Origin of the sequence: Winogradskyella sp. MH6, assembly GCF_022810765.1 — a bacterium.
In the GTDB taxonomy this organism is placed as follows: Bacteria; Bacteroidota; Bacteroidia; order Flavobacteriales; family Flavobacteriaceae; genus Winogradskyella.
Window position 1 is genome coordinate 2,298,940 of sequence record NZ_CP094494.1, and the last position, 25,018, is coordinate 2,323,957.

25 protein-coding genes and 1 tRNA gene are annotated in these 25,018 nt (G+C 33.3%); 10 read left to right on the forward strand and 16 right to left on the reverse strand.

Translation table 11 applies throughout. From position 1 onward, the window contains the following. The 3 genes from MST30_RS10290 to MST30_RS10300 are packed head-to-tail and all read left to right on the forward strand — an operon-like array spanning position 1 to position 2,690. Positions 1-753 (forward strand): rhomboid family intramembrane serine protease, encoded by a 753-nt coding sequence (locus MST30_RS10290; RefSeq protein ID WP_243471324.1) that lies wholly within the window; start codon positions 1-3, stop codon positions 751-753. 2 nt (positions 754-755) lie between these two features. Further along, the gene (locus tag MST30_RS10295) at positions 756-1,631 is read left to right on the forward strand and encodes a rhomboid family protein (RefSeq protein ID WP_243471325.1); all 876 of its coding nucleotides are present in this window, start codon (positions 756-758) and stop codon (positions 1,629-1,631) included. Positions 1,632-1,658: 27 nt separating this feature from the next. After that, complete coding sequence (locus tag MST30_RS10300) at positions 1,659-2,690, forward strand: endonuclease/exonuclease/phosphatase family protein (RefSeq protein ID WP_243471326.1); 1,032 nt, start codon at positions 1,659-1,661, stop codon at positions 2,688-2,690. On the opposite strand, the gene MST30_RS10305 is transcribed toward MST30_RS10300, so the two are convergent. From MST30_RS10305 to MST30_RS10335, 7 genes are all read right to left on the reverse strand, one after another. Continuing rightward, positions 2,679-2,987 carry a DUF6122 family protein gene (locus MST30_RS10305; RefSeq protein ID WP_243471327.1) on the reverse strand — a complete coding sequence of 103 codons (309 nt, stop codon included), beginning with the start codon at positions 2,985-2,987 and terminating at the stop codon, positions 2,679-2,681. The genes MST30_RS10300 and MST30_RS10305 overlap by 12 nt on opposite strands. Beyond that, a complete protein-coding gene (locus MST30_RS10310) occupies positions 2,987-3,601 on the reverse strand; it encodes a WbqC family protein (RefSeq protein ID WP_243471328.1) in 615 nt (204 codons plus the stop codon). The genes MST30_RS10305 and MST30_RS10310 overlap by 1 nt, the downstream gene beginning before the upstream one ends. Before the next feature lie 11 nt (positions 3,602-3,612). Beyond that, on the reverse strand, positions 3,613-5,238 hold the full coding sequence (gene lepB, locus MST30_RS10315; protein ID WP_243471329.1) for a signal peptidase I: 1,626 nt from the start codon (positions 5,236-5,238) through the stop codon (positions 3,613-3,615). Between the two features lie 61 nt (positions 5,239-5,299). Next, positions 5,300-6,001, reverse strand: a complete 702-nt coding sequence (dapB, locus tag MST30_RS10320) for a 4-hydroxy-tetrahydrodipicolinate reductase (RefSeq protein ID WP_243471330.1) — start codon at positions 5,999-6,001, stop codon at positions 5,300-5,302. Next, positions 6,001-6,606, reverse strand: a complete 606-nt coding sequence (locus tag MST30_RS10325; protein ID WP_243471331.1) for a DUF5683 domain-containing protein — start codon at positions 6,604-6,606, stop codon at positions 6,001-6,003. The genes dapB and MST30_RS10325 overlap by 1 nt, the downstream gene beginning before the upstream one ends. Continuing rightward, positions 6,596-7,501, reverse strand: a complete 906-nt coding sequence (locus MST30_RS10330; RefSeq protein ID WP_243471332.1) for a ParB/RepB/Spo0J family partition protein — start codon at positions 7,499-7,501, stop codon at positions 6,596-6,598. The genes MST30_RS10325 and MST30_RS10330 overlap by 11 nt, the downstream gene beginning before the upstream one ends. Beyond that, positions 7,501-8,268 (reverse strand): ParA family protein, encoded by a 768-nt coding sequence (locus tag MST30_RS10335; RefSeq protein WP_243471333.1) that lies wholly within the window; start codon positions 8,266-8,268, stop codon positions 7,501-7,503. Before MST30_RS10335 ends, MST30_RS10330 begins: the two co-directional genes overlap by 1 nt. Positions 8,269-8,504: 236 nt before the next feature. On the opposite strand from MST30_RS10335, the gene MST30_RS10340 reads away from it, so the two are divergent. After that, positions 8,505-11,264 (forward strand): M16 family metallopeptidase, encoded by a 2,760-nt coding sequence (locus MST30_RS10340; RefSeq protein WP_243471334.1) that lies wholly within the window; start codon positions 8,505-8,507, stop codon positions 11,262-11,264. A gap of 49 nt (positions 11,265-11,313) precedes the next feature. On the opposite strand, the gene MST30_RS10345 is transcribed toward MST30_RS10340, so the two are convergent. The 7 genes from MST30_RS10345 to MST30_RS10375 are packed head-to-tail and all read right to left on the reverse strand — an operon-like array spanning position 11,314 to position 18,560. Next, positions 11,314-12,489, reverse strand: coding sequence for a leucine-rich repeat domain-containing protein (locus MST30_RS10345; protein WP_243471335.1), 1,176 nt, complete (start codon positions 12,487-12,489; stop codon positions 11,314-11,316). Positions 12,490-12,522: 33 nt separating this feature from the next. Beyond that, positions 12,523-14,640, reverse strand: a complete 2,118-nt coding sequence (gene scpA / locus MST30_RS10350) for a methylmalonyl-CoA mutase (RefSeq protein ID WP_243471336.1) — start codon at positions 14,638-14,640, stop codon at positions 12,523-12,525. Positions 14,641-14,692: 52 nt separating this feature from the next. After that, the gene (locus tag MST30_RS10355; protein ID WP_243471337.1) at positions 14,693-16,060 is read right to left on the reverse strand and encodes a methylmalonyl-CoA mutase subunit beta; all 1,368 of its coding nucleotides are present in this window, start codon (positions 16,058-16,060) and stop codon (positions 14,693-14,695) included. After that, a complete protein-coding gene (locus MST30_RS10360; RefSeq protein ID WP_243471338.1) occupies positions 16,053-16,358 on the reverse strand; it encodes an FtsB family cell division protein in 306 nt (101 codons plus the stop codon). Before MST30_RS10360 ends, MST30_RS10355 begins: the two co-directional genes overlap by 8 nt. Then, on the reverse strand, positions 16,355-16,960 hold the full coding sequence (gene udk / locus MST30_RS10365; RefSeq protein ID WP_243471339.1) for a uridine kinase: 606 nt from the start codon (positions 16,958-16,960) through the stop codon (positions 16,355-16,357). Before udk ends, MST30_RS10360 begins: the two co-directional genes overlap by 4 nt. Before the next feature lie 47 nt (positions 16,961-17,007). Continuing rightward, a complete protein-coding gene (locus MST30_RS10370; RefSeq protein WP_243471340.1) occupies positions 17,008-17,463 on the reverse strand; it encodes a c-type cytochrome in 456 nt (151 codons plus the stop codon). Next, on the reverse strand, positions 17,460-18,560 hold the full coding sequence (locus MST30_RS10375; RefSeq protein ID WP_243471341.1) for a PQQ-dependent sugar dehydrogenase: 1,101 nt from the start codon (positions 18,558-18,560) through the stop codon (positions 17,460-17,462). The genes MST30_RS10370 and MST30_RS10375 overlap by 4 nt, the downstream gene beginning before the upstream one ends. Before the next feature lie 104 nt (positions 18,561-18,664). Between MST30_RS10375 and MST30_RS10380 the strand changes: the two genes are divergently transcribed. Next, a tRNA-Pro gene (locus MST30_RS10380) sits at positions 18,665-18,739 on the forward strand. A gap of 186 nt (positions 18,740-18,925) precedes the next feature. Then, a complete protein-coding gene (locus MST30_RS10385) occupies positions 18,926-19,714 on the forward strand; it encodes a hypothetical protein (RefSeq protein WP_243471342.1) in 789 nt (262 codons plus the stop codon). 2 nt (positions 19,715-19,716) lie between these two features. On the opposite strand, the gene MST30_RS10390 is transcribed toward MST30_RS10385, so the two are convergent. Then, positions 19,717-20,199, reverse strand: coding sequence for a hypothetical protein (locus MST30_RS10390; protein ID WP_243471343.1), 483 nt, complete (start codon positions 20,197-20,199; stop codon positions 19,717-19,719). Between the two features lie 159 nt (positions 20,200-20,358). Here MST30_RS10390 and trxB point away from each other — a divergent pair, with 159 nt between their 5' ends. From trxB to MST30_RS10410, 4 genes are all read left to right on the forward strand, one after another. Beyond that, complete coding sequence (gene trxB, locus MST30_RS10395; RefSeq protein ID WP_243471344.1) at positions 20,359-21,342, forward strand: thioredoxin-disulfide reductase; 984 nt, start codon at positions 20,359-20,361, stop codon at positions 21,340-21,342. Between the two features lie 151 nt (positions 21,343-21,493). Next, positions 21,494-22,087 (forward strand): YceI family protein, encoded by a 594-nt coding sequence (locus tag MST30_RS10400; RefSeq protein WP_243471345.1) that lies wholly within the window; start codon positions 21,494-21,496, stop codon positions 22,085-22,087. Positions 22,088-22,115: 28 nt separating this feature from the next. Continuing rightward, the gene (locus MST30_RS10405; RefSeq protein WP_243471346.1) at positions 22,116-23,453 is read left to right on the forward strand and encodes a hypothetical protein; all 1,338 of its coding nucleotides are present in this window, start codon (positions 22,116-22,118) and stop codon (positions 23,451-23,453) included. Between the two features lie 57 nt (positions 23,454-23,510). Further along, positions 23,511-24,107, forward strand: coding sequence for a YceI family protein (locus MST30_RS10410; RefSeq protein ID WP_243471347.1), 597 nt, complete (start codon positions 23,511-23,513; stop codon positions 24,105-24,107). A gap of 6 nt (positions 24,108-24,113) precedes the next feature. Here MST30_RS10410 and MST30_RS10415 read toward each other — a convergent pair whose 3' ends face one another. Next, a complete protein-coding gene (locus tag MST30_RS10415) occupies positions 24,114-24,944 on the reverse strand; it encodes a GIN domain-containing protein (RefSeq protein WP_243471348.1) in 831 nt (276 codons plus the stop codon). Positions 24,945-25,018: the final 74 nt, after the last annotated feature.

Consider the following 25,018-nt stretch of genomic DNA (forward strand, 5'->3'; position numbering starts at 1 on the left):
ATGAGACAAGGAATAACAGATGCTGTAAAGCATTTATTGATTATTAATGTGCTAATGTTTATTGGTACTATGGTTATTGGTAATGGACAGTCCTTTTATCAATGGTTTGCTTTATATTTTCCTAAAAACCCAATGTTTGAACCATGGCAGGTGTTAACGCATATGTTTATGCATGGTAATTTTACACATATTTTATTTAATATGTTTGCGCTTTGGATGTTTGGTACAGCAGTAGAGCAGGTTTTTGGAATGCAAAAATTTATTATTTTTTATCTGCTTTCAGGTTTTGGTGCTGCGATTATTCAAGTTGCATTTTTGTACTTTCAATTTAATACAGGTTTACAAGCGTTATTAGAGTCTGGTTTTTCTCAAACAGATATTATGAATGTACTTAGTGAAGGTCAGTATGATAAGAGATGGATACCTGCTTTGGGTGATAATTTTCAAGGATTTTTAAGTGCTTTTAATTCAACTATGGTCGGAGCTTCTGGTGCAATAATGGGTGTTCTGGTAGCATTTGGGATGTTGTTTCCAAATTCTAAGTTGATGTTGATTTTCTTGCCAATACCTATTAAGGCTAAGTACTTCATACCTGCTATAATTGCCTTAGATCTTTTTTCAGGATTAACAGGTCAATCTATATTCAGTCCAAGTAATACAGCATACATGGCTCACGTTGGAGGTGCTCTTACAGGTTTTTTACTAATGTATTTCTGGAAGAAAAATGAACGTGATAAATACCGTTGGAATTAAGAATGAGCACTATTGAGGATTTAAAATATCGTTATAAAAACCTTGATGTTTTTGGTAAAATAATAACCATAAACATCATTGTATTTATAGTAGATGCTATATTGACAAATCTTTTAAAACTAGGTGTTGTTGAATATTTTAAGCTGCCATCTCTTTTTGGGAGCTTTATTTTGCAACCTTGGTCTTTGATATCTTATGGTTTTCTACACAATGGACCTTTTCACTTATTATTCAACATGTTGTTTTTGTTCTATTTGTCTAGAGCAGCATCTAATTTGTTTAGAACCAAAATGGTTTTAAATATTTATCTATTAGGTATCATTGCTGGAGGTCTGGCTTATTTGGCTGTTTTTAATGTAATTCACTTTGATTTTTTCGGCCCTAAAAATAGTATCATGGTCGGTGCATCGGCAGGTGTTAGTGCATTGCTAATGTTTATAGCTATTTACATGCCTAAGTCAGAAATTAGATTGTTTAACACGTTCAATGTAAAGTGGATACATATTGCCATTTTCTTTGTGGTTATGGATGTTTTTAGATTAATGTCTGGAGTTAACCAAGGAGGTTATGTAGCTCATATAGGAGGTTATATTTTAGGTTATTTTTATGCCACACAGTTAGTAAAAGGAAAGGATATAGGACTTGGTTTTGAGCGAATGATGGACTCGATTGTAAGTTGGTTTAAACCTAAATCTAATTTAAAAACAGTACATAGATCCTCAAAAAAGAAGTCTTACGCAGGTAAAACCAAAGAAGAGTTTCATACCTATAACGATCAGAAGAAGATAGACCTGATTTTAGATAAGATAAGTAAAAGCGGCTATGAAAGTCTAACAGCAGAAGAAAAGGAATTTTTGTTCAAAGCTGGAAAGAACTAAAGGTTATTACTTTTAAGGCTAAAGAATATGAAAAAATTGAGCTTTTTTAATAAGATTATCTTCGTTGTCAATTCACTGGCAGCATTCTTATTGCTCATTTCTTATTTATTACCTTACGTACCGCCTAAAAGTTTTGCTACTTTATCGGTTCTGAGTTTAGGTGTGCCATTATTAATTTCATTAAATATTATATTTTTTATCTATTGGTTGCTTCAGGTCAAAAAGCAAATGCTGTTGTCGCTTGTGGTATTACTTTTAGGATGGAGTTATTTAGGAGCATTGTACAAATTTTCATCTTCAAAAAAAATAGAAGAACCAGGCAATCTATCTGTAATGTCTTTTAATGTAAGGTTGTTTAATAAGTATAACTGGAAACCCAATAAAACAACACGAGAAGATATTGTAGATTTATTTATAAAGGAATCTCCAGATATTATCTGCATACAAGAGTATACAAGAGGAACTCCAATAACGCTAGAGGGTTATACCAGTTACAATGGCCGTTATACTAAAGATGTAAAAGGCGGACATACTATTTTTACCAAACTTCCTATTATAAATTCTGGTTCTTTAGAGTTTGAAGATACCAATAACAATGCTGTTTTTGTAGATGTAGTTAAGGGAAAGGATACCATTAGAGTTTATAATGTACACTTACAATCTGCAAAGATTAATACCGAGATAGATTATATAAACAGTCAGTATTCAAGAGATGTGTTTGTAAAACGTGTTAAATGGGCTTTTCAAAAGCAACAATCTCAAGTAGAAAAGTTTCTAAAGCATAAATCTAAAAATCCTTATAAAACCATCGTAGCTGGCGATTTTAATAATACTGCATATTCCTATAGTTATAAGAAAATTTTAGGGGATGACTTGGTAGATACATTTGAAGAGGCAGGTAATGGTTTTGGTAAATCGTTTGATATTAAATTTTTTCCGCTCCGTATCGATTTTATTTTAGCAGATGAACGTTTTAAAGTCAATGGCTTTAAGACCTATAGCGATGTTAATCTTTCAGACCATTATCCAATAAAAGCTACTTTAAACTTAAATAAGTAAGCAGTCTACACCATCTGAAACGATGTGAGCCAAAAGCCCTATAGCAAATACACGAGTTGTTTTTGGTAATAGTAATAATACATACACAGCGATAGCATAATAGCTATGAAGTGGGTGAAAATTAATACTACATCGATTAGAATCAAAAATAGGATTTGCAAATAAGTGGTCTAAATCTATCACAAATGCCGATAACATAATTAAGTACATTTTCAGCCATTGCTTTCTGTAGAATACTAGTGCAATTGCTAAAGGCAGGCCAAAATGTAATCCATAATGAATGGTAAACTTTAGCATTAGTCTAAACTTTGACGAGTAAGATATAACTCTGTATTAGGACCTTCGTTAAAGATCAAATCTAAAATGCTTAGATTAGGAATAAAACCATGTTTCTCAGTAAAAACCTGAGTATAATATTCTAAGTTGCTGGCTTGGTAGTTTCGTTTTGCCAAAGGTCTAAAGTCTGTTTTGTTTAGAGCATCTTTTTCAAAGACTGTACTTTCAGAAACGTTTAATTCTAATTGAAGACTGTCTTGAAGAATTTCAAAACACTTCAGATTTAAATCTAAGATGAAGTCAAATTTAGTTTCAAAAAGCGACATTAAATCATCAATATAAAACTCAAAAAACGGAGACATACTGTAAGCCGATTGCAACGATTTTAAATGTTGTAATTGCCAATCGTCTTCATTGGCAATTTTTACATCTTTGTATAATTGCCTATTTTTTTGAGAATAACTAACAGGAACAGATAATGCTAACTTACCATTAGCACCATAGATTTCTGTACGATTTCTATACGATTGTTTTTGGTAATTGTCGCAGACCTCAAAACATATCGAATCTGACTTTACCATAGCCACAAAATGTGCTATGTTAGGGAAGTATGTTGGGTGTATAAGACAATCCATTTATTTAGGATTTAAGATGCTGAAGCTTTCTTTTTCTTACGCCATTTATTAAACCCAAAAATACCTAATACAATAACTAAAAATGGAATAAAGTAAGAGGTGCGTTCACCAGAACCGCTTACGGTCGTAAATATTCTGTCCCAACGGAACTTCCAATTTTTAATACCGCCATTCATTATACCATCAATACTCATCCAGATAAATACAGGCTTGCCAAAAATATGATTATAAGGCACAAATCCCCAATATCTACTGTCAATAGAATTGTTTCTATTGTCTCCCATCATCCAATAGTAATCTTGTTTAAAGGTATATGAGGTTGCAGGTTGGTCATTAATAAAAATCTCATCTCCACGAGTAACCACTTTGTTGCCTTCGTACTCACCAATAGCACGTTTATATAAGGCGATATTTGTTTTGTCTAACTGTATGGTCTCTCCAGCTTTTGGTATCCATAATGGACCAAAATAATCGGTATTCCAATCGTTATGATAGGCATCTCTAGGAAATACATTTCCAGAAATTCCTTTTTCTTGAACCTCGCGAACTACATCTGCAACGTTAGGCTGTACTTTAAGTTTTTTAACTGCTTCATCTGATGCAGCATTAATTATGAATGAACCATCTTGTGGGTTATATCTAAATCCATCATCAATATCAGCTTTATCTAGCATGTTATAAAACATACGTTCTTCACTTGCTGAACTTATAGGCTTTTTTAATGTTAATTTATACGAAAACTGTAAATGAGATCTTGGTGGTAAAACATTTTGTTTGCCGTTTATAAAAACATAACCATCTCTTATTTCTAATGTGTCACCAGGAGTAGCCACACAGCGTTTTACCAGATTGGTCTTTTTGTCTATTGGCTTGTAGTAATTACGATCTGGATTAAAATCGTTCATATCCAAAAGCGTATCCGCAGGTTGGTTAAAAACAACAATGTCATTTCGTTCTACATTTTCAAAACCAGGTAATCTAAAATAGGGTAGTTGAAGTTTGTTTTTCCAAGACGTGTTTCTTTCATCATAGTTATCACTAAATAAGTATGATTTGGTTCCTAATTTTGGAATAGTATCATGTACCATTGGTGCAGCGATAGTAGTCATTGGAGCTCTGGCACCATAATGTATCTTACTCACAATAAGAAAATCACCAACTAACAACGATTTCTCTAAAGATGATGATGGTATAACAAACGGTTGAAAAAAGTATGTGTGTACAATGGTTGCTGCAACAATAGCGAATAGAATAGAAGTAATCCATTCACCTGTAGAGGTTTTTGGTTTTAGTTGTCTGTTTTCAATGTATTTAACATCTTCAACGTAGTTTAAGTAATAGAGATAAAAACCGAGAGTTACAATACAAATTAAAGCATCTAATTTACTGTCTTTGCCAAAAGCTCTCGCTGTTTCTACCCAAGCAGCAGGAATCATAATAAGATTTACAATAGGTAAAAACATGAGAATTACCCACCACCAAGGACGCGAAATAATCTTCATTAAGATTACTGCATTATAAACAGGTACAAATGCTTCCCAAGCTTGTCTGCCAGCTTTAACATAAAGTTTCCATGTTCCTAAGCCATGAATAATTTGTAATATCAGTAAAAAAATAAACCACTCTGTCCAAGTCATGATGTTATGTTTAGTCTAGTAGGTTGAAAAATATTTTAATTTGTTTCAATTGATTGGCAAATTAACCAATGTTTAACACATCTTTCATGCTAAAGATGCCTTTTTTATCTTTTATCCATTCCGCAGCAATTACAGCTCCTAAAGCGAAGCCATGCCTGCTGTGCGCTGTGTGCTTAATACTTATAGAATCTATTTCAGAATTATATATTATTTCGTGAGTGCCAGGAACTTCGGGTATGCGTTTGGCTTCAATATGAAGCTCATCAGAGTTCGGTTTGTCTAATGTCCAGCCTTTGTAATTTGTATTTTCAATAATTTGCTCAGCTAAAGTTATTGCGGTTCCACTTGGTGCATCTAACTTTTGCGTGTGATGAATTTCTTCAATTTCAGTACTATAACCTTCAACTGAAGCCATAAGTTGACTTAACCTTGCATTAATTTCAAAAAAGATATTCACACCCAAACTAAAATTAGATGCATATAAAAACGTACCATTATTAGATTTGCAGTACTCCAAAACTTCATCATAATGCTCTAACCAACCTGTGGTTCCGGATATAACAGGAATACCTGCATCTATAGCTCTTTTGATGTTGTTCACTGCCGTTGAAGGTATACTAAAATCAATAGCGACATCGGTTTCAGAAAAATCGAAAGTTGTTGTAGAACTTGTTGTTTTTATTGTAATATTATGGTTTCGGTTTAAAGCAATCGCTTCAATGCTTTTTCCCATTCTGCCATAACCGAGTAAAGCTATATTCATTAGAATTTGAAGTTAAGAGTTAAGCCTAAATCGCCTGAGTTTTCCATTTGGTTGTATTGATAATGTGGACTTAAACTCAAATTTTCATCTACATTAAACTGAAGTAAATGTGCATCTACATTGGCATCTATGATATTAAGTGCATACAAACCAATGGTAACTAGGAGCGAAACTTCTTTATTTCGCCTAAACTGTTGTTGTGCTCGTATTAATCCATCATTAGAGATAAGCGGATTGCCGTTAGCATCGGAAAATTCATCATCAGTAAAACCTGCTAATCGTCTTTTATAAGCATCTCTATAACGGTCAAACTGTTTGTCGTTTCTAATGTAAAAATATATTCCAGTACCTATAGCTCCCCAAACGATTGGGATTTTCCAATATTTTTTGTTGTAAAATTGTCCTGCTCCAGGTAAAATAGCAGAGTAGAATGCAGCTTTAGAAGGCCTTAAAGGATCTATTTCCTTTTTTTCTATAAATGCATTATCTATTAAAACTGTTTCTTTATCTAAACCAATGCTGGTACTGTCATTTTCTTTTTGGGCAAATGAAAATGATATAGAAATAAAGCAGAGAATGCCAAAGAAAAGCTTTTTATTTAGCACGCTGTACTAGTTTTTTAATTCTATTGAAATCTTCCTCAGAGTGAAAAGGAATTGTAATTCTGCCACTACCATTTTTACCTAATTTCACATCAATTTTGTGGCCAAAGTAATCTGAAAAATCTTTAATTCCCTTTTTTACATATTTAGGAATTTCGGTAGGAATTTTATCTTCCTTAGTATCCTCTTCTTGATTGTTGAGGTTTTTTACCAATTGTTCTGTAGCTCTTACAGAGAGTTTATTGCTGATGATTTTTTCATAAACTTCAAGTTGGTCTACTGGACTTTCAATATTTACCATTGCTCTACCATGACCCATAGAAATAAATCCATCTCGCATTCCGGTTTGAATGATAGGGTCTAGTTTTAACAACCTTAAGTAATTTGCAATAGTAGAACGTTTTTTGCCCACACGTTCACTCATTTGTTCCTGTGTAAGGTTAATTTCATCAATTAAACGTTGGTATGATAATGCAATTTCAATTGGGTCTAAATCCTGTCTTTGGATATTTTCGACCAAAGCCATCTCTAAAGATTCTTGGTCGTTAGCAATTCTTATATATGCTGGAATTGTTTCTAAGCCAATAAGTTTAGAGGCTCTAAAACGGCGTTCTCCAGAAACTAGCTGATACTTGTTAAATGCTAATTTTCTAACCGTAATAGGTTGAATAACGCCTAACTCTCTTATTGATGAAGCTAATTCTCTTAGAGATTCTTCATTAAAATTAGTTCTTGGTTGGAAAGGGTTAACCTCAATACTGTCAATATCTAGTTCAACAATATTACCAACAACTTTGTCCGCATTTTTGTCTTCTGCAGATTTTATATCATTTTCAGGATCTTTTAGTAAAGCAGATAATCCACGTCCTAAAGCCTGTTTTTTTGTTGCCTTAGCCATTACAATTCGTTTTTCTTTATAAGCTCTTTTGCCAAATTCAAATAATTGGCAGCGCCTCTACTACTTACGTCGTAGTTAATAATACTTTCACCATAGCTAGGTGCTTCACCAAGTTTAACATTACGTTGTATAATGGTTTCAAATACCATATCACTGAAGTGTTTTTGAACTTCTTCTACAACCTGATTCGATAAACGCAAACGCGAATCGAACATAGTAAGCAGCATACCTTCAATGTCTAACGCTTGGTTGTGTATTTTTTGTACACTTTTAATAGTATTTAACAGTTTTCCTAAACCTTCAAGCGCAAAATACTCGCATTGAATAGGGATAATTACAGAATCCGAAGCAGTTAAAGCATTTAAGGTTAATAATCCTAATGATGGAGCACAATCAATTAAAATATAGTCATATTCAGATTTTAAATCTGAAATTGCTTGCTTAAGCATATACTCACGCTCATCTTTATCAACAAGTTCTATCTCAATCGCAACTAGGTCTATATGTGCAGGAATAACATCTACGTTAGGAGCGTTAGATGCCATAATAGCTTCCTTAGCTGTTTTGGTATGTTCTAAAACCTGATATGACCCAAGTTCAACAGTGTCAACATCAATACCTAATCCGGAACTTGCATTAGCTTGTGGATCTGCGTCTATAAGTAGGACTTTCTTCTCTAGCGCACCTAAAGAAGCTGCTAAATTTACTGAGGTTGTCGTTTTTCCGACACCACCTTTTTGATTAGCAATTGCAATGATTTTACCCATTAAATGATTTGGTTTATTAAGGGTTTAAAAATACAATTTATTATGGGTTTTGAAAATTGAAGTTGTTAACAGTTTAGCTTTTTATTTATAGGTAATATTTTTAAACTTTTTTACGTTATATTTTGAATCAGCTTAATTAGAGTTAAATTATTGTGAAGCTTTAATTGTCAGTTTTTTAACACAATTTTAGAATCTTAATATTTAACTTTAGCCTAACCAATAAATTAATCAAAAACATGAAAACTAATTTTCGCACTACATTAGTGTTGGCAATTGCTCTGCTATTTTCTATGATAGTAGAAGCTCAGCCAGAGCAAACAGCCTCGGTAGAGGGCATCACAGAGTACAAAATGGACAACGGACTTAAAGTGTTGTTGTTTCCGGACAATTCATCTCAAACAATTACAGTCAATATAACTTACAAAGTTGGATCGAGACATGAGGGTTATGGTGAAAAAGGAATGGCTCACTTATTAGAGCATTTGGTGTTTAAGGGCACACCTAATCATCCAGACATCCCAAAAGAATTAACCTCTCATGGTGCAAGACCTAATGGTACTACTTGGTACGATCGTACTAATTATTTTGAAACTTTTAACGCTACAGACGAAAACCTTGATTGGGCCTTAGATTTAGAAGCCGATCGTATGGTAAATTCTTATATCGCTAAAAAAGATTTGGATTCAGAATTTTCAGTAGTTAGAAATGAGTTTGAATCTGGTGAAAACTCACCAACAAGTGTATTAATGCAAAAAGTAATCAGCTCTGCATTTTTATGGCACAATTACGGACAATCCACGATTGGGAACAAGTCTGATATAGAGCGTGTGCCAATTGAAAACCTAAAAGCATTCTATAAAAAATATTACCGACCTGATAATGCAGTTTTGATGGTAACAGGAAAATTTGATACTGATAAAACGCTTGCCTTAATAGAAAAGAAATTTGGAGGTATTAAAAATCCAGAAACAGCTCTGAATGATGTGCCAACTATAGAGCCAGCACAAGATGGTGAGAAGAGAGTAGAGTTAAGTAGAGTAGGAGATTTACAGTTAGTTTCTGCATTATTCCACACACCTGCAGGTTCTCATGTAGATTATGCATCATTGGCGCTTGTTGAAAATATTTTAACAGATCAGCCATCAGGACGTTTGTATAAGGCATTGGTAGAGAGTAATAAAGCATCTTCTATTTGGAGTTTTTCACCATTTACAAAGGAGCCAGGTTTTATGTATTTTAATGTAGATGTACCATCAGATAAGTCATTGGCTGATGCTGAAGCAACTTTATTAACAATTTTTGATGGCTTAAGAGATAATCCAATTACAGAAGAAGAATTAAAACGTGCTAAAGCTAATCTTGGTAAACAAATGGATCAGATGTTGCGCAACTCTTCATACTTAGGAACATATACAAGTGAGTTTATAGGTGCTGGCGATTGGAGGTTGATGTTTATTCATAGAGATCGTGTCGAAGCTGCAACATTAGAGCAGGTTAATGAAGTTTTAAGTAACTATTTTATTAAAACAAACAGAACGGTTGGTAATTTTATTCCAACAAAGCAGCCAATGCGTATAGAGATTCCTCATACTGAAGGTTTAGAAGACTTAGTGACTAATTATAAAGGAAAAGAAGCTTTAAGTACAGGTGAGGCTTTTGATGTGTCTTATGCTAATATTCAAGCGCGTTTAGATTCAGGGACGATTGGTGAAACTGGAATTGAATATGGATTCATTAAAAAAGATAATCGAGGTGAAACGGTAAACGTCAATTTCACGTTTAGAAATGGTGGTGTAGATGATTTAATGAATAAGGGCAGAGTTGCAAATTATACAGCAAGAATGTTGAATAAAGGTACTAAAACGAAGTCTAGACAAGATATTGAAGATAAGTTAAGCGAACTTAAATCTAGTGTTTATTTTAGTGGAAGTAACGGTAGAACATACGCTTATGTAACCTCTACCAAAGATCATTTAATGGAAACATTAGATTTAATGACCGAAATGTTAAAAACACCAGCATTTAGCCAAGAGGAATTAGATAAATTAAAAACTCAAGATATTGCAAATATCGAACGTAATAAAACAGAGCCACAGTACTTAGTGCAAAAACGTTTGGGTGAAATTAACCAAACGTATCCTAAAGGACATCCGTTGTACAACATGTCTATGGAAGAAGAATTAGCAGCTATCAATGATGTTACCGTAGAGTCAATGCAAGCCTATTATGATGATTTCTACGGAATTTCAAACAATGCAACTTTAGTAGCTATTGGTAATATTGATGAAGCAGCTTTAAAAGAGTATTTTGAAAAAGAGTACGCTGATTTTAAATCGGATTTACCATATTCTGAAATTAAAGATCCTTACAAAGCAAATAATCCTGCAAACGAACAAATAAAAACTCCAGACAAAAAGAATGCATTTACTTTAGGATTCTTAAACTTTGAGTGTAGTCAATATGATGAAGATTATGCAGCACTACAAGTAGCTGGATCTGTATTTGGTGGTGGTTTCTTAAACTCTCGTATAGCAACGAGATTACGTCAGCAAGATGGTGTAAGCTACGGAGCTGGAGGTGGAGTTAATGTAGATAGCAATAAGAATGATAAAAATTCTGGAATGTACATTTATGCTATTTATGCGCCAGAGAACGAAGCTAAAGTTCAAAAAGGATTTGAAGAGGAGATAGCGCGTTTTATTAAAGACGGAATTACACAACAAGAACTTGATGATGCAGTTGCAGGTTGGGTGCAAGCTCAAAGTGTATCTAGAGCAAAAGATAATGAATTGGCAAGTACAATTAATAACAACTTGTATTATGAAAGAGATATGATGTTTCAGAAAAACATTGAAGAAAAGGTGAAAAGTCTAACCGTTGAAGATGTTAACAAGGCGATTAAAACCTATTTTAAAGAAATGAAAGAATGGTCTGTTGTAAATGGAGGAGATTTTAAAGAATATGAAATTAAGAAAGATGATAAAGTTGATGATTAATAAATAAAATCATGATAAATAAAAGCCCTTCATTTGAAGGGCTTTTTGTTTAATAATTGCAAATTATATTAGGGTTTATTTTATTCATTTTTCCACATTGCCAACCCAAATCAACATTTATTTTATTTTTGATTTTTTTAAGATCTTCAGGTTTGGGGAAAGTATAATTCTCATCAAATCGGAAATACTTTAATTTAGGATTCTTCCAAAATGGATATAAACCTTCAAAATAATCTCCCAAGTGCAAATCTTCTAAGTTTTCAAGCTTGCTAATAAGATTATAAGTGTCATTCGTTTTAATCTTGTATCCATAACCAATTACAGAGCCAAAATAATCTATCTTTAAGTATTTCAGCTTTTTTAATAGGGCTAATTCTGATGGTAAATTTTTAAGATAATGACTGTTGGTTATAGATAACCATTTAAGATTTTTTAGTTTTTTTATTTCAGGTGAAAAATCTTGAAATGAAGAAAGCGATAAGTCTAACTCTTCTAAATTTTTCAGTTGATAAACTAATGTGAAATCAAATTCAGAGCCTACTAGACTAAATCGTTTTAATCTTTTTAGTTTTAAAAAGGATTCTGGAAGTTTGGTTTCCGAATCTACAGACCACAATTCTAAACTCTTAAGGTTGGGAAGCAGAGCTAGTGTTTCAAAAAAAGTTTCTTTGTCTTCAATACTAGAGAAATTTATATTTAAATATTCTAGTTTTCTTAGTTTTTTAAAGTCTTTGGGTAATTTTTTTATTGGTGTGTGACCAAAAGATAGCCTTTTGAGTTTTTTTAATTTTGATATACCAATAGGTAAATTGTCATAACTGTCATTAGTTAAATCCAATTCTTCTAGATGTTTAATTTTAAAAACACTAGCAGGAAAAACAGATAAATCTGGTATTGATAAATCTAAATATTTTATATCAGAATTTTCAAAATTTATTAGCTCTACTTTGTTGACTTTATTGTAGTTAAAGTTGATTTCAATAGAATCTTTATTTATTCCTTCGTGAATTAAGCTGTAGCGTTCATCTGCATGAAAAAAAGGAGATAGTTTATATTCTATGTATTCTTTTGAAATAGTTTCGATATCAAATTCGCCATCAAACCCTTTTATTTTTTCCACAATGTATTTTTCATTACACTTCGTGTACTCGATTACTAAGTAATCTTCTTGACTAGACACATAGCAGAATTTTAGAACTAGTATTAGAAATAATAAATGTTTCATTACTTAATTGCAACATGAAATCTTGTTGAAAAACTAATCAATCAAAATTTCTAAAATCTGAATCGCAGCATCACTAATTTTAGTTCCAGGTCCAAAGACTGCAACTGCACCAGCATCAAATAAGTATTGGTAATCTTGTTTTGGGATAACACCACCTACAATAACCATAATATCTTCTCTGCCATAGTTTTTAAGCTCTTCGATAACTTGTGGAACTAGAGTTTTATGTCCAGCGGCCAATGAAGATACACCTAAAATATGCACATCATTTTCAACCGCTTGCTTAGCAGCTTCTTTTGGTGTTTGAAATAATGGCCCAATATCCACATCAAAACCAACGTCAGCATAACCAGTGGCTACTACTTTAGCACCTCTGTCGTGACCATCTTGTCCCATTTTTGCAATCATTATACGAGGTCTACGACCATCTTGTTCTGCAAATTGGTCTGCTAGTTCTCTGGCTTTTTTAAAGCTTTCGTCGTCTTTTATTTCTTTGCTATACACTCCGCTAAATGATTTTATCTGTGCTTTGTAACGTCCAAATTCAGCTTCAAGAGCATCACTGATTTCACCTAAAGTTGCGCGTTTTCTTGCTGCATCTACAGCTAAAGCTAATAAATTTTCTTCACCAGATTTAGCAGTAGCTGTTAATTTAGCTAAAGCATCAGTTACCGCTTTAGTGTCTCTGGTGCTTTTTATATGATTAAGACGTTCTATTTGTTGGTTTCTGACCGTTTGGTTATCTACTTCTAAAATATGAAGTGGGTCTTCTTCCTTCAATTGGTATTTATTAACTCCAACAATAATATCTTGTCCGGAGTCAATACGAGCTTGCTTGCGTGCAGCCGCTTCTTCAATACGTAATTTTGGAATTCCGGCTTCAATGGCTTTTGTCATTCCGCCTAATTCTTCAACCTCTTCAATAAGTTGCCATGCTTTTTCGGCAATCTCGTTGGTTAAACTTTCAACATAATAACTACCAGCCCAAGGGTCTACAGTTTTGGTAATATGTGTTTCTTGTTGAAGATATATTTGTGTGTTACGTGCAATACGAGCTGAGAAATCTGTTGGTAAAGCAATAGCTTCATCAAGCGCATTGGTGTGTAAACTCTGTGTGCCACCAAAAGCAGCAGCAGCAGCTTCGATACAAGTTCTGGCAACATTGTTAAAAGGATCTTGCTCAGTTAAACTCCAACCCGAAGTTTGGCAATGCGTTCGTAGTGCTAAGGATTTTGAGTTTTTTGGATTGAACTGCTTCACGAGTTTTGCCCAAAGCATACGTGCAGCTCTCATTTTGGCGATCTCCATAAAATGATTCATGCCGATAGCCCAAAAGAATGATAAGCGCGGAGCAAAAGTGTCTATGTCCATCCCTGCTTCTAATCCTTTTCTTATGTACTCTAAACCATCAGCTAAAGTATATGCCAACTCAATATCGCAGGTTGCACCAGCTTCTTGCATATGGTAACCAGAAATACTAATACTGTTGAATTTTGGCATATTTTGACTTGTATATTCAAAAATATCAGAAATGATTTTCATCGATGGAGTTGGTGGGTAAATGTATGTGTTACGCACCATAAACTCTTTTAGAATATCATTTTGAATTGTTCCTGCCAATTGTTCTGGTTTAACTCCTTGTTCTTCTGCGGCAACTATATAGAATGCCATGATTGGCAGAACAGCACCATTCATAGTCATAGAAACCGACATTTTATCTAATGGAATCTGATCGAAGAGAATTTTCATGTCTTCAACCGAATCTATAGCTACACCAGCTTTACCAACATCGCCAACAACACGTTCGTGATCTGAGTCGTAACCTCTGTGTGTGGCTAAATCAAAAGCAACAGAAAGTCCTTTTTGTCCTGCTGCTAAATTTCTTCTGTAGAAGGCGTTGCTTTCTTCTGCGGTAGAAAAACCTGCATATTGTCTAATAGTCCAAGGTCTACGAACATACATGGTAGAGTATGGACCACGAAGGTTAGGAGCAATGCCAGCTACAAAATTTAAGTGTTCTAAATCTTTTAGGTCTTCTTTTGAATACTTAGATTTTACTTTAATGTCTTCAGCGGTTAGAAAATCTGTTGAGGTGTTTTCTTTTTCTGCTGAAGATTTTAATTCTATATGTTGAAGGTTTTTTCTGCTCATAACCTTGTTTTTTATTAATAATAACTACTATAGATTTTGTCTATATTGAGTTCTATTCCTCTTTTAATCTATTGATTTCCAAATTTTCAGATAATCTTTTCTCAATTATTGGTTCAATAAGCGCTTTTCGTTTTTCAATCTTTAAAAAAGGACTCACTTCTAGATCATTTTTCATTTTATCTTCAGGATTTGGATGCTTATTTGTTCCTAAAAGGATTAATTTTTCAGCATCAAAATCGGCTTGTTCTTTATCAGCACTTTCTTTTATTTTTCGTTGGATTGTGCCTTCTTTTAATTGACTTAAGAACCCTCCGTTAGCTTCAATATCTTTAAAAAGAGCTAAAGCTTTTTCTGCTAATTGTTCGGTTAAACTTTCAATATAATAAGCGCCATCAGCTGGATTATTAACCTTATCGAAATAGCTTTCATTTTTAAGCACTAAGAGTTGATTGCGAGCAATACGATCACCAAATTCATTTGAGTGGTGATACAAACTGTCATATGGTAGGTTGGCCACAACATTTGCGCCTCCTAATACAGCACTCATGCATTCTGTTGTGGTGCGTAGCATATTAACGTTGTAATCGTAAATAGTTTTATTGCGCTTGCTAGGTAAGGCTATAATTCTGCAGTTGGTATTAAAACCATATTCTGAAGCCAGAGTTTGCCATAACTGTCTAAGTGCTCTGAGTTTGGCAATCTCGAAGAAGTAACTTGAGCCAACAGCTGTGTTAAAAGTTACTTCTATAGCTTCTTTTGCTTCTGCTGAGAGATCATCAAAATGATTTAAATATTCATTAGCATGTGCTAAACTGTAAGCTAATTGCTGAACGATATTGGCACCTGCATTTTGGTATAAACCAGCATCAATCGAAAATTGATTTGAGGATTTTACAATAGCATCAAATTTTTCGTGATCATCTTTTAAGTTTGTATACCAATTGCCTGTTTTAGCAAGATGTCCTATGATATCCGTATGGAAGGTTACTAAGGATGTATTGGTGCTTGAACTTAATTTGTTTAAAAACTCTTCTGAAAGAAAATCGCATTTTATTTCGACTGGAATTGATTTTAAATCGATATTTTGAAGTAAGTCATCAATCGAAATTGTGTCTGAAGTAATGTTGAAAATAATGCTCTCAGCACCTCTATCTATGGCATCAATAGCTTTAGCATTGGCTTCGTTGGCGTTTTTAACTTCAATAACCTGAGATATTTTCCATTGTGTAGCTTTACTTGCAGAAGTTTCTGGTAAACTTTCAAATTCATCAGAATGATAAAACGGTTTAACATCTATACCTTCGTTGGTGTGCCAAATTAAGGTGTCGTTATAATCAGCACCTTTAAGGTCTACTTGTATTTTTTGTTTCCAAGCTTTTGAGGAAACAGCTTCAAAATCATTAAATAAGGATTTACTCATCGTTATCTTGTTTTGCTATACTGTCTTGGTACTCTATAATGAAGATGTCTTCGTCGGCTTTTTTCATATAGTAATTCTCTCGTGCCGCACGTTCAATACCTTCTTCGGTACTTAGTTCTTTTATAGCTTTATTGTCTTTTGCGATTTCGTTTTTGTAATGCTCTTTTTGATATTCTAGTTCTTCGATCTCTTTGTTTAATTCACGATGGAATAGCCAGGAATGCGCATCAAAAAATAACATCCATATAATAAATACAGTGAGTACAATGATAAATATGTTTTTAAAATAGTTTATCATAAACGTTCGTTTATAATAGTTTTAACGATATCTACAGCTACTGTGTTGTATTTGTTGTTTGGGATTATTAAATCAGCATACTCTTTCATTGGTTCTATAAACTGCTGATGCATTGGTTTTAAGGTGGTTTGATATCTGGTTAAAACTTCGTTGATATCGCGCCCACGTTCGGTTATGTCTCTTTTTAGGCGACGTATTAATCTTTCGTCAGAGTCTGCATGTACAAAGATTTTTATATCGAACAATTCTCTTATTTCTGGATGAGATAAAATAAGAATGCCCTCAACAATCATTACTTTTCTTGGCTGCGTTACTATAACATCTCCTGTTCGGTTGTGTTTAACAAATGAATATACAGGTTGGTCAATGGATTTACCTTCCTTAAGATCTTTTAGGTGTTTTTCTAATAACTCAAAATCAATAGAACGAGGATGATCAAAATTAATTTTCACACGTTCTTCAAAACTTAAATGAGATGTGTCTTTGTAATAAGAATCTTGAGAGATGACACCAACTTCACCTTCTGGAAGTTCCTTTAGAATTGTATTTACAACTGTGGTTTTTCCACATCCTGTTCCTCCGCCAATTCCGATTATAAGCATTATAAATGTTTAGATTTAGTTAGTTCTGCAAAGTTAGTTAATTGAGCCTAGTTTTTAATGACTTTTGTCACATCTTCTGCTGTTACAAATTTACCGAATTTATTTCCCCAACTATTGTTGATGTAATTTATAACATCTGCAACTTCTTCATCACTCAAGCCTAAAGGTGTCATTACACTATTGTAGCTAATGCCATTGACAATTATTTTGCCTGATATCCCATTTTTTACCCCTTTGATACTTGATTCTTGATTATCCTTTAGATAATCTGATTGTGCTAAAGGAGGAAACACTTTAGGTGCACCTTCTCCATTACTCATGTGGCAAGTGATACACATGTTATCATAAACTAGCTTGCCTCTATTGTAGCTGTCTTTTAGTTGCGGCTCTAAAGCTGTAGTTTCTTTATTTATTGAATAATCTGCTTGGCTGTTTTTCTTGTTGTTAGAATTACAAGAAACCAAGAATACAAGTAAGAATAATAGTTTATAGGTTTTAATCATTGCCTTATTAATTTTACAATCCCCAAATTTTCTACTCCGACATAAATATAGCCATCTGGTCCTTGTTCTACAGATCTTACTCTACCTATGCCGTCTAATAAGCGCTCTTCTTTAATGACTTTATCGTCTTTTAAAGTACACATGTCTAAATACTGAAATTTTAATGAGCCTACCAATAAATTTCCGTTCCAATCTCCATATTTATCACTATTAATAAAAGTCATTCCGCTTGGTGCTATAGATGGAACCCAATAGTGCAAGGGTTGTTCCATGCCTTCTTTTTCAGTTATTTCGGTAAATTTTGTTCCGCTGTAATTAATACCATAACTAATTACAGGCCAACCATAGTTTTTACCTGCTTTAATTATATTGATTTCGTCACCGCCTTTTGGTCCATGTTCGTGTGTCCATATTTCACCAGTTTTGGGATGTATGGTCATACCTTGTGGATTTCTGTGACCGAAAGAATAGATTGCTTTTTTGGCATTATCATGTTTGTAAAAAGGGTTATCCTTTGGTATTGAACCATTGTCATTAATGCGATAAATTTTACCACAGTCTCTGGTAATGTCTTGAGGGTTTTCGTCACGATTTCCTCGATCACCAATAGAGAAAAATAGATGTCCATTTTTATCAAACTGAAGTCGAGAGCCAAAATGCTGTCCTCTTGTTGAGTTAGGTTCTGCTTTATACAGCACTTTCCAATTTGTAAGTGTCATATCACTATACTTTGCAGAAGCGATTGTTGTATTGCCACCATCTCCTTCGCCATCAGATGATGCATAAGAAAAATATATAAGATTATTGTTTTTGTAATCAGGATGAAGTATGATATCCATAAATCCGCCTTGACCTCTTACATATATTTCTGGCAATCCAGAGATTTCTGTTTTTTTTCCATTTTTAAAATGAATTAGTTGTCCAGCTTTTTCGGTAATTAGTATAGCTCCATCAGGTAAAAATGTAAAACCCCATGGAATATCAAGGTCTGGAACAATAATTTCGTGAGTATTTTTGGTATTGGTAGAGTTTTTATCTTGGGCACAGGTAAGTATGCTTATTAGAATTAAACCTATAATGGGAAATCTTAATTTCATAATTAAAAAACGAAAATTGAATATCAGTTTTTAAAGTTAGAAAAATGTTATTGGATTATAAAAAAAACTCTATATTTGCAGTCCTAAAATTGATAACCAAATTTCGGGGTGTAGCGTAGCCCGGTTATCGCGCCGCGTTTGGGACGCGGAGGTCGCAGGTTCGAATCCTGCCACCCCGACTTTAGATTAAAAAAGCTCAGCATTTGTTGAGCTTTTTTGCATTTATATAAAGTAGTCTTTTATAGGTTTTGGTAATTTTTCATACAGTAATATATATTCTGTGGGTAATATCTAAGATTCGTCGATTATTTTTTAATGGTATTAAGGGTTTGTTTAGTTTCACTCATCTAAAATGAATCTTTACTATGTTAACTTTCATTGTTCCAATAAAAAGTGAACGCGTTTCAGGTAATTGGCTGGAGTTTTGTAATCTGGTAGAACGTACTTTTAAATCTATATGTAATCAGACCGATCAAAACTTTAAGTTGGTAGCGGTATGTCATGAAATTCCACAAATAAAATTTACTCATAAAAATATTCACTACTTACAAGTTGATTTTGAGCCGCCTGTTCGCAGACAAAGCGAAAGCGATGAAAGTATCAACAAGCGACGGGAGATTGATAAAGGAGAAAAATTAAAACTTGGAGCAAAATATGCTGAAGATAATTTTAATACAGATTACGTGATGACCGTAGACTCTGATGATTATGTTAGCAATAGAGTTGCTGCACATGTTAATAGCTCAAAAGGTAATGTGCCTGGTTGGTACACTAAAAATGGCTATCTGCATTTTGAAGGCAAGTCTTTTTTGTTTGCAACTTTTAAGTTTAGTTATTTATGTGGAAGCTCGGTGATAGTTAAACCAAAATTATTACAGTATTTTTTTGAAGTGGACCCTATTTTATTTTTCGATCATCGCTTAACTGTTTTAGATAATCATATAAAGCTTAGGCCATTGCCATTTTATGGTGGTATTTACAGCATGGCAAATGGTGAAAACCACTTGATGCATGTATCAAACATAAAAAAGTTTAACAATCACAAAGGATGGCTATCTTCTGAAGGATTGAAGCGTATTGTTGCAAAACTTAGAAATTATCGTTTTCGATTTATTACTAAAACTATTAGAAGAGAATTTAGCTTTTATAGTTAAGACTATTCCACTCTAACATAGTTTTCAGAATATATTCTGTTGCCTTCGTCGTCTAGTTCTATTTGTTGAAATTTATTAGGATATAAATCCAGTTCAAAAATAAATTGCTTTTTCTCCTCAATGACTTCATTCATAACAGCAGATCCAAAATCTAATACTTCTGTAAGTTGGTCTCCATCATATTTGTAAGTACCATAGCCAAACCATTCAGAAGAATCTGCAGGTCTGTGTTTACACCACATTACCTTAGTATCGGTATACATTTTTAGTTGTCTAAAGTCAGGGTTCATTTTAAAAGAATCAACAACAACATTATTCTTGTAGTTATAGAATCCTGTGAGCTCCCAAGTGCCTTTTAGGTCTCCAAGCTTGTCTTTTGGTTCTGCTTTAGATGAACTATGGGTCTCCTCTGTGCTATTAGCTTCATTTTTACACGATAAAGCTAATAACAATAGCATGCTTAAAATTAAAATTTTTGCTTTCATGACAGGTTAGATTTAGCTATTAAAACACTTAAAAATTAATAAATTAATCTGAGAAATTAAAGTAATTTGAAAACTTTATGACACTATAGTTAGTGTTGATAACTTCTGTGTAAGGTTTTATGCAAAAATCCTACTTTTGTCTTGTAATAAACACAAGATATGTCTGATACAATTGAAAAAGTAAAATGTTTAATAATAGGTTCTGGCCCTGCAGGATATACTGCGGCTATTTATGCGTCAAGAGCAAATATGGAACCAGTTTTATACCAAGGAGAGCAACCAGGTGGTCAGTTAACTACTACTAATGATGTTGAAAACTTTCCAGGATATCCTGATGGTATAACAGGACCTGAAATGATGATACAATTACAAAAACAAGCAGAACGCTTTGGTACAGATGTGCGTCATGGATGGGTAACTAAAGTAGATTTTTTAGGAGATGTACATAAAGTTTGGATTAATGATGAAAAGGAAATACATGCTTCTACAGTTATTATCTCTACTGGTGCTTCGGCAAAATATTTAGGATTACCCTCTGAACAAAAATACCTGCAATTAGGTGGTGGAGTTTCGGCTTGTGCTGTTTGTGATGGTTTCTTTTATAGAAATCAGGAAGTAGTTATTGTTGGAGCAGGAGATTCGGCTTGCGAAGAAGCACACTATCTATCTAAACTTTGTAAAAAAGTAACAATGCTAGTGCGTCGCGATGAGTTTAGAGCTTCTAAAATTATGGCAGAGCGTGTAAAGAAAACAGAAAATATAGAAATCTTATTCAATACTGAAACTGAAGAAGTTTTAGGTGATGGACAAGTGGTAACAGGTGTTAGAGTATTTAATAACCAAACAAACGAAAAACGCGATATTCCTGCAACAGGATTCTTTGTGGCAATTGGTCATAAGCCTAACACAGATATTTTTAAAGGTCAGATAGACTTAGATGAAACAGGATACATTATTAATGCGCAACCAGGAACAAGTAAAACCAATATAGAAGGTGTGTTTGTTAGTGGTGATGCAGCCGACCATGTTTATAGACAGGCTATTACCGCAGCTGGTACAGGTTGTATGGCAGCATTAGATGCTGAACGTTATCTAGCCGCTAAAGAAGCTGATTTTGAAGTGGCAACTTCTACTTATAACTAGTAATTAAGTTAAATTAGAGCACAAAAAAAGCCGAAGTCATTGACTTCGGCTTTTTTTGTGCTCTAATTTAAAAATACTAGGGTATGACTTTTATCATATAATACTTTGAATATTATTTAAACCTTTGCCAAACATTAAAACCAAAAAAACTATGAACTTTATAATTAAACCGTCGGTATTTTACATTACAACGCTATTTGTTGGTCTGTTTTCCTTTCAAGTAGCAACCTCTCAAACATTTAAGTTAAATAATAGCTCTTCTGAATTAGAGGTGCAGGGAACTTCTTCTTTACATGATTGGGAGATAACTGCAGAAGAACAATCAGGAGATGCAGAAATTGAGAACACAGAAGATTTTGCAATTAAAACTCTTAGTTTCTCTGTTAAAGCTGAGAGTCTTAAAAGTGGTAAGTCTGGAATGGATAAAAACACTTATAAGGCACTTAATACAGACAAGCACAAAACAATAGATTTCAATCTCTCATCTGTAAGCCAAATGGAAAAAATTTCAGAAAATCATTTTAAAGCTACAGTAAAAGGGGATTTGACAATATCAGGAGTCAAAAAATCTATTTCGCTCACACTGAATATAAAATTAGAAGGGGCTAAGTTATTAATAGAGGGAGAAAAATCTCTAAAAATGACAGACTACGGTGTTAAACCACCAAAGGCACTACTAGGAACAATAAAAACAGGAGATGCTATAAAAATAGTTTTTAAATCTGTTTTCGATAAAAAATCATAATAATAATTAACTAAAAAAATAGTAAACCATGAAATCAATTTTAAAAATTACAAGTTTTATTCTTGTATTCACGCTTGCAAGTTCTCTATACGCGCAAGATAAAAGTAAAAGAGACTTAGATAATTACAGACAACCAGACAAAAGAGGTATTAACGTTTTTGAAGCGCCAAAAGATACCGTTTCTACTTTTGAGAATATAAAAGTAAGAATAGGAGGGTCGTCAACATTGCAATTCCAAGCTTTAGACCATGAAAATGGGGTAGACCAAGCTTTAATTGATGGAGGAACAGTACAACCTTTACAAGAAATAGGAAGTAACTTTAATTTGGCCACTGCAAACCTTGATTTGGATGTAGCTTTAGCAAAAGGTGTGAGAATGCATTTGAGAACCTATCTGTCTTCTCGTCATCACCCAGAACCTTATGTAAAAGGTGGATATTTCCAAATAGACAATTTAGATTTCATTTCTCCGGGCTTATTGGAAAATGTTATGAAATATACTACTATTAAAGTAGGGCATATGGAAAACAACTATGGTGACGCACACTTTAGAAGAACTGATAACGCGCAAGCTATTTACAACCCGTTTGTAGGAAACTTAATCATGGATTCGTTTACCACTGAAGTAGGAGCTGAGATTTACTATCAACGTAACGGTTTTCTTGGTATGATAGGTTTTTCTAATGGAAAGTTAAACCAAGATGTTGAAATAAACAATGGTAGCAATACTGGTGGTGCAGCTTTTATAGCTAAATTAGGTTATGACAAACAAATAAATGATGATTTACGTTTTAGATTAACAGGTTCTCTGTACAACACAGGATATGCACCTAGCGTTTATTTATATACTGCTGATAGAGCAGGATCTAGATATTACTCAGTTATGACAACCCCAACTTATTATGACTGGAGAACACAATCGATGCAAAATACAACAGCTACTAATACATTTAGAACAGGACGTTTTGACCCAGGGTTTAGCAATAGAATTACTGCTATAATGTTTAATCCATTTGTTAAGTATGGTGGTTTAGAATTCTTCGGAACTTTAGAATTTGCTAATGGTGGAGCTTCTTCTGAAGCCGATGACCGTAGTACAACTCAGTTAGCAGGTGAAGTAATCTATCGTTTTGGTAGTGCTGAAAACTTCTACATAGGTGGTCGTTACAATACTGTTAGTTCAGAACAATCATTTGGTGATGTTGATATTGATAGAGTACAACTATCTGCTGGTTATTTCTTAACAAAGAACATATTAGCTAAAGTTGAGTATGTATCTCAAAGTTATGATGGCTATGCTGAAGATAACGTTCTTTATGATGGTAAATTCAATGGCTTAATGGTTGAAGCTGTGATAAGTTTCTAAAAATAATTAACTTTAGGCCTTTAGCTTGTAAAAGCTAAAGGCCTTATTTTTTTAAAGATGATTAGAACAATTTCAATAGTCGTTTTATTTTTTTTAAGCTCAACATTTAGTGTATTTATTGATAGTGATGCGGAAGTTAAAGAGACTACTATAAATTTTTCTTCTGATAGTTATTTAAAAATCAATGGTAAAACAAATGTAAGTACCTTTGGTTGTGCATTTAATATTAATGCATTTTCAGATGCAATAAAGGTAAACTTTAAAGAGTATGATAGCTCAATTAAGTTTAGTAATGCAACATTGAGCCTTTCTAATATAGAGTTTGATTGTGGAGGTAAAGCTATAAACAAAGACTTTAATAAGTTACTTAATACAGAAGAACACCCAAAAATTGTTTTGAATCTAAAAGAGATTTCAAAGATAGAAGAAGATCTAGATTCTATAACAGCAACTGTAGAAATTATAATTTGTAAAATCTCTAAAACCTATAAAGTTCCTGTTTCTGTAGACAGTGAAAATGGATTGTATGTAAGAGGATTGTTGCCTATAAACATTAATGATTTTAAACTAAAAGCCCCAACAAAAATGCTGGGAATAGTTAAAGTTTCCCCTCAGATAGAAATAGATTTTTCTCTTGAAATCTTAAAATCTTAAGAACTACTATTTTTCTTTCTTTTGAAGTTTTGAAGTGCCTTCAAATTTTATGATGGTTATTGCAGGACTACCATATAAATAAGTCTCGCTATCTCCTGAAGATGCTAGTGTTATGGTTTTGTTTGCTGCAACGGTTAAGTCGCTATTGTCTTCTAAATTGGCATCAATATCGTTAACATCGTATTTACTTCCGTTAAAGTTAGAAGAATTGATTAACCTAATGGTTGCATTATTGGCAGACCCTTCTATTGATATATCTGCACGTTGATATAAATCAAAATGAGATGTTTTGGTGTTTACTAAAGCATCAAGCTTACTATTATCACTAAGTTCCATTTTAGTGGAATCTGCTGTAAGGTTTAACCTTGTTTTAGATTTACCTGAACTTTTATAGGTGAAATTATTAGCTTTTATATTTAGATAAGCTCTAGAGTTATCACTGGTTATTAAACTGGCATCACCTAGTTCCATTGAGGTTAGCGATCTAATTTCTCCATCACCTTTTATTTCTATATTTTGAAGAGCATCTCCGTAGTTTACGGTAATATTAAGTTGCTTTTTCGATGTAATTCGCATGGTCTCAGCAAATGATAAAACTCCATCAACAACATCAAACTGAATAACATCATGTAGATTATCATCTGTTTCTACGTTTACTGATGGTTTACTATTGTATACAATTTCAATAGAAAAATCACCATTAACAACAATCGTATGAAAGTCGTCAATGTAGGTTTGTTTTATGGTAACATTTCTGTCACCTTTAATTTTTTCTTGGGCATTAATAATAGGTGTTGACACCATTATTATAACCAGAATGAGTAAAAATTTTTTCATCTATAATCTTTGTTTCGCTAATAATATGACACATTTCAAAAATAATGTCACTTTACGGGCTATTAAACAAAGAT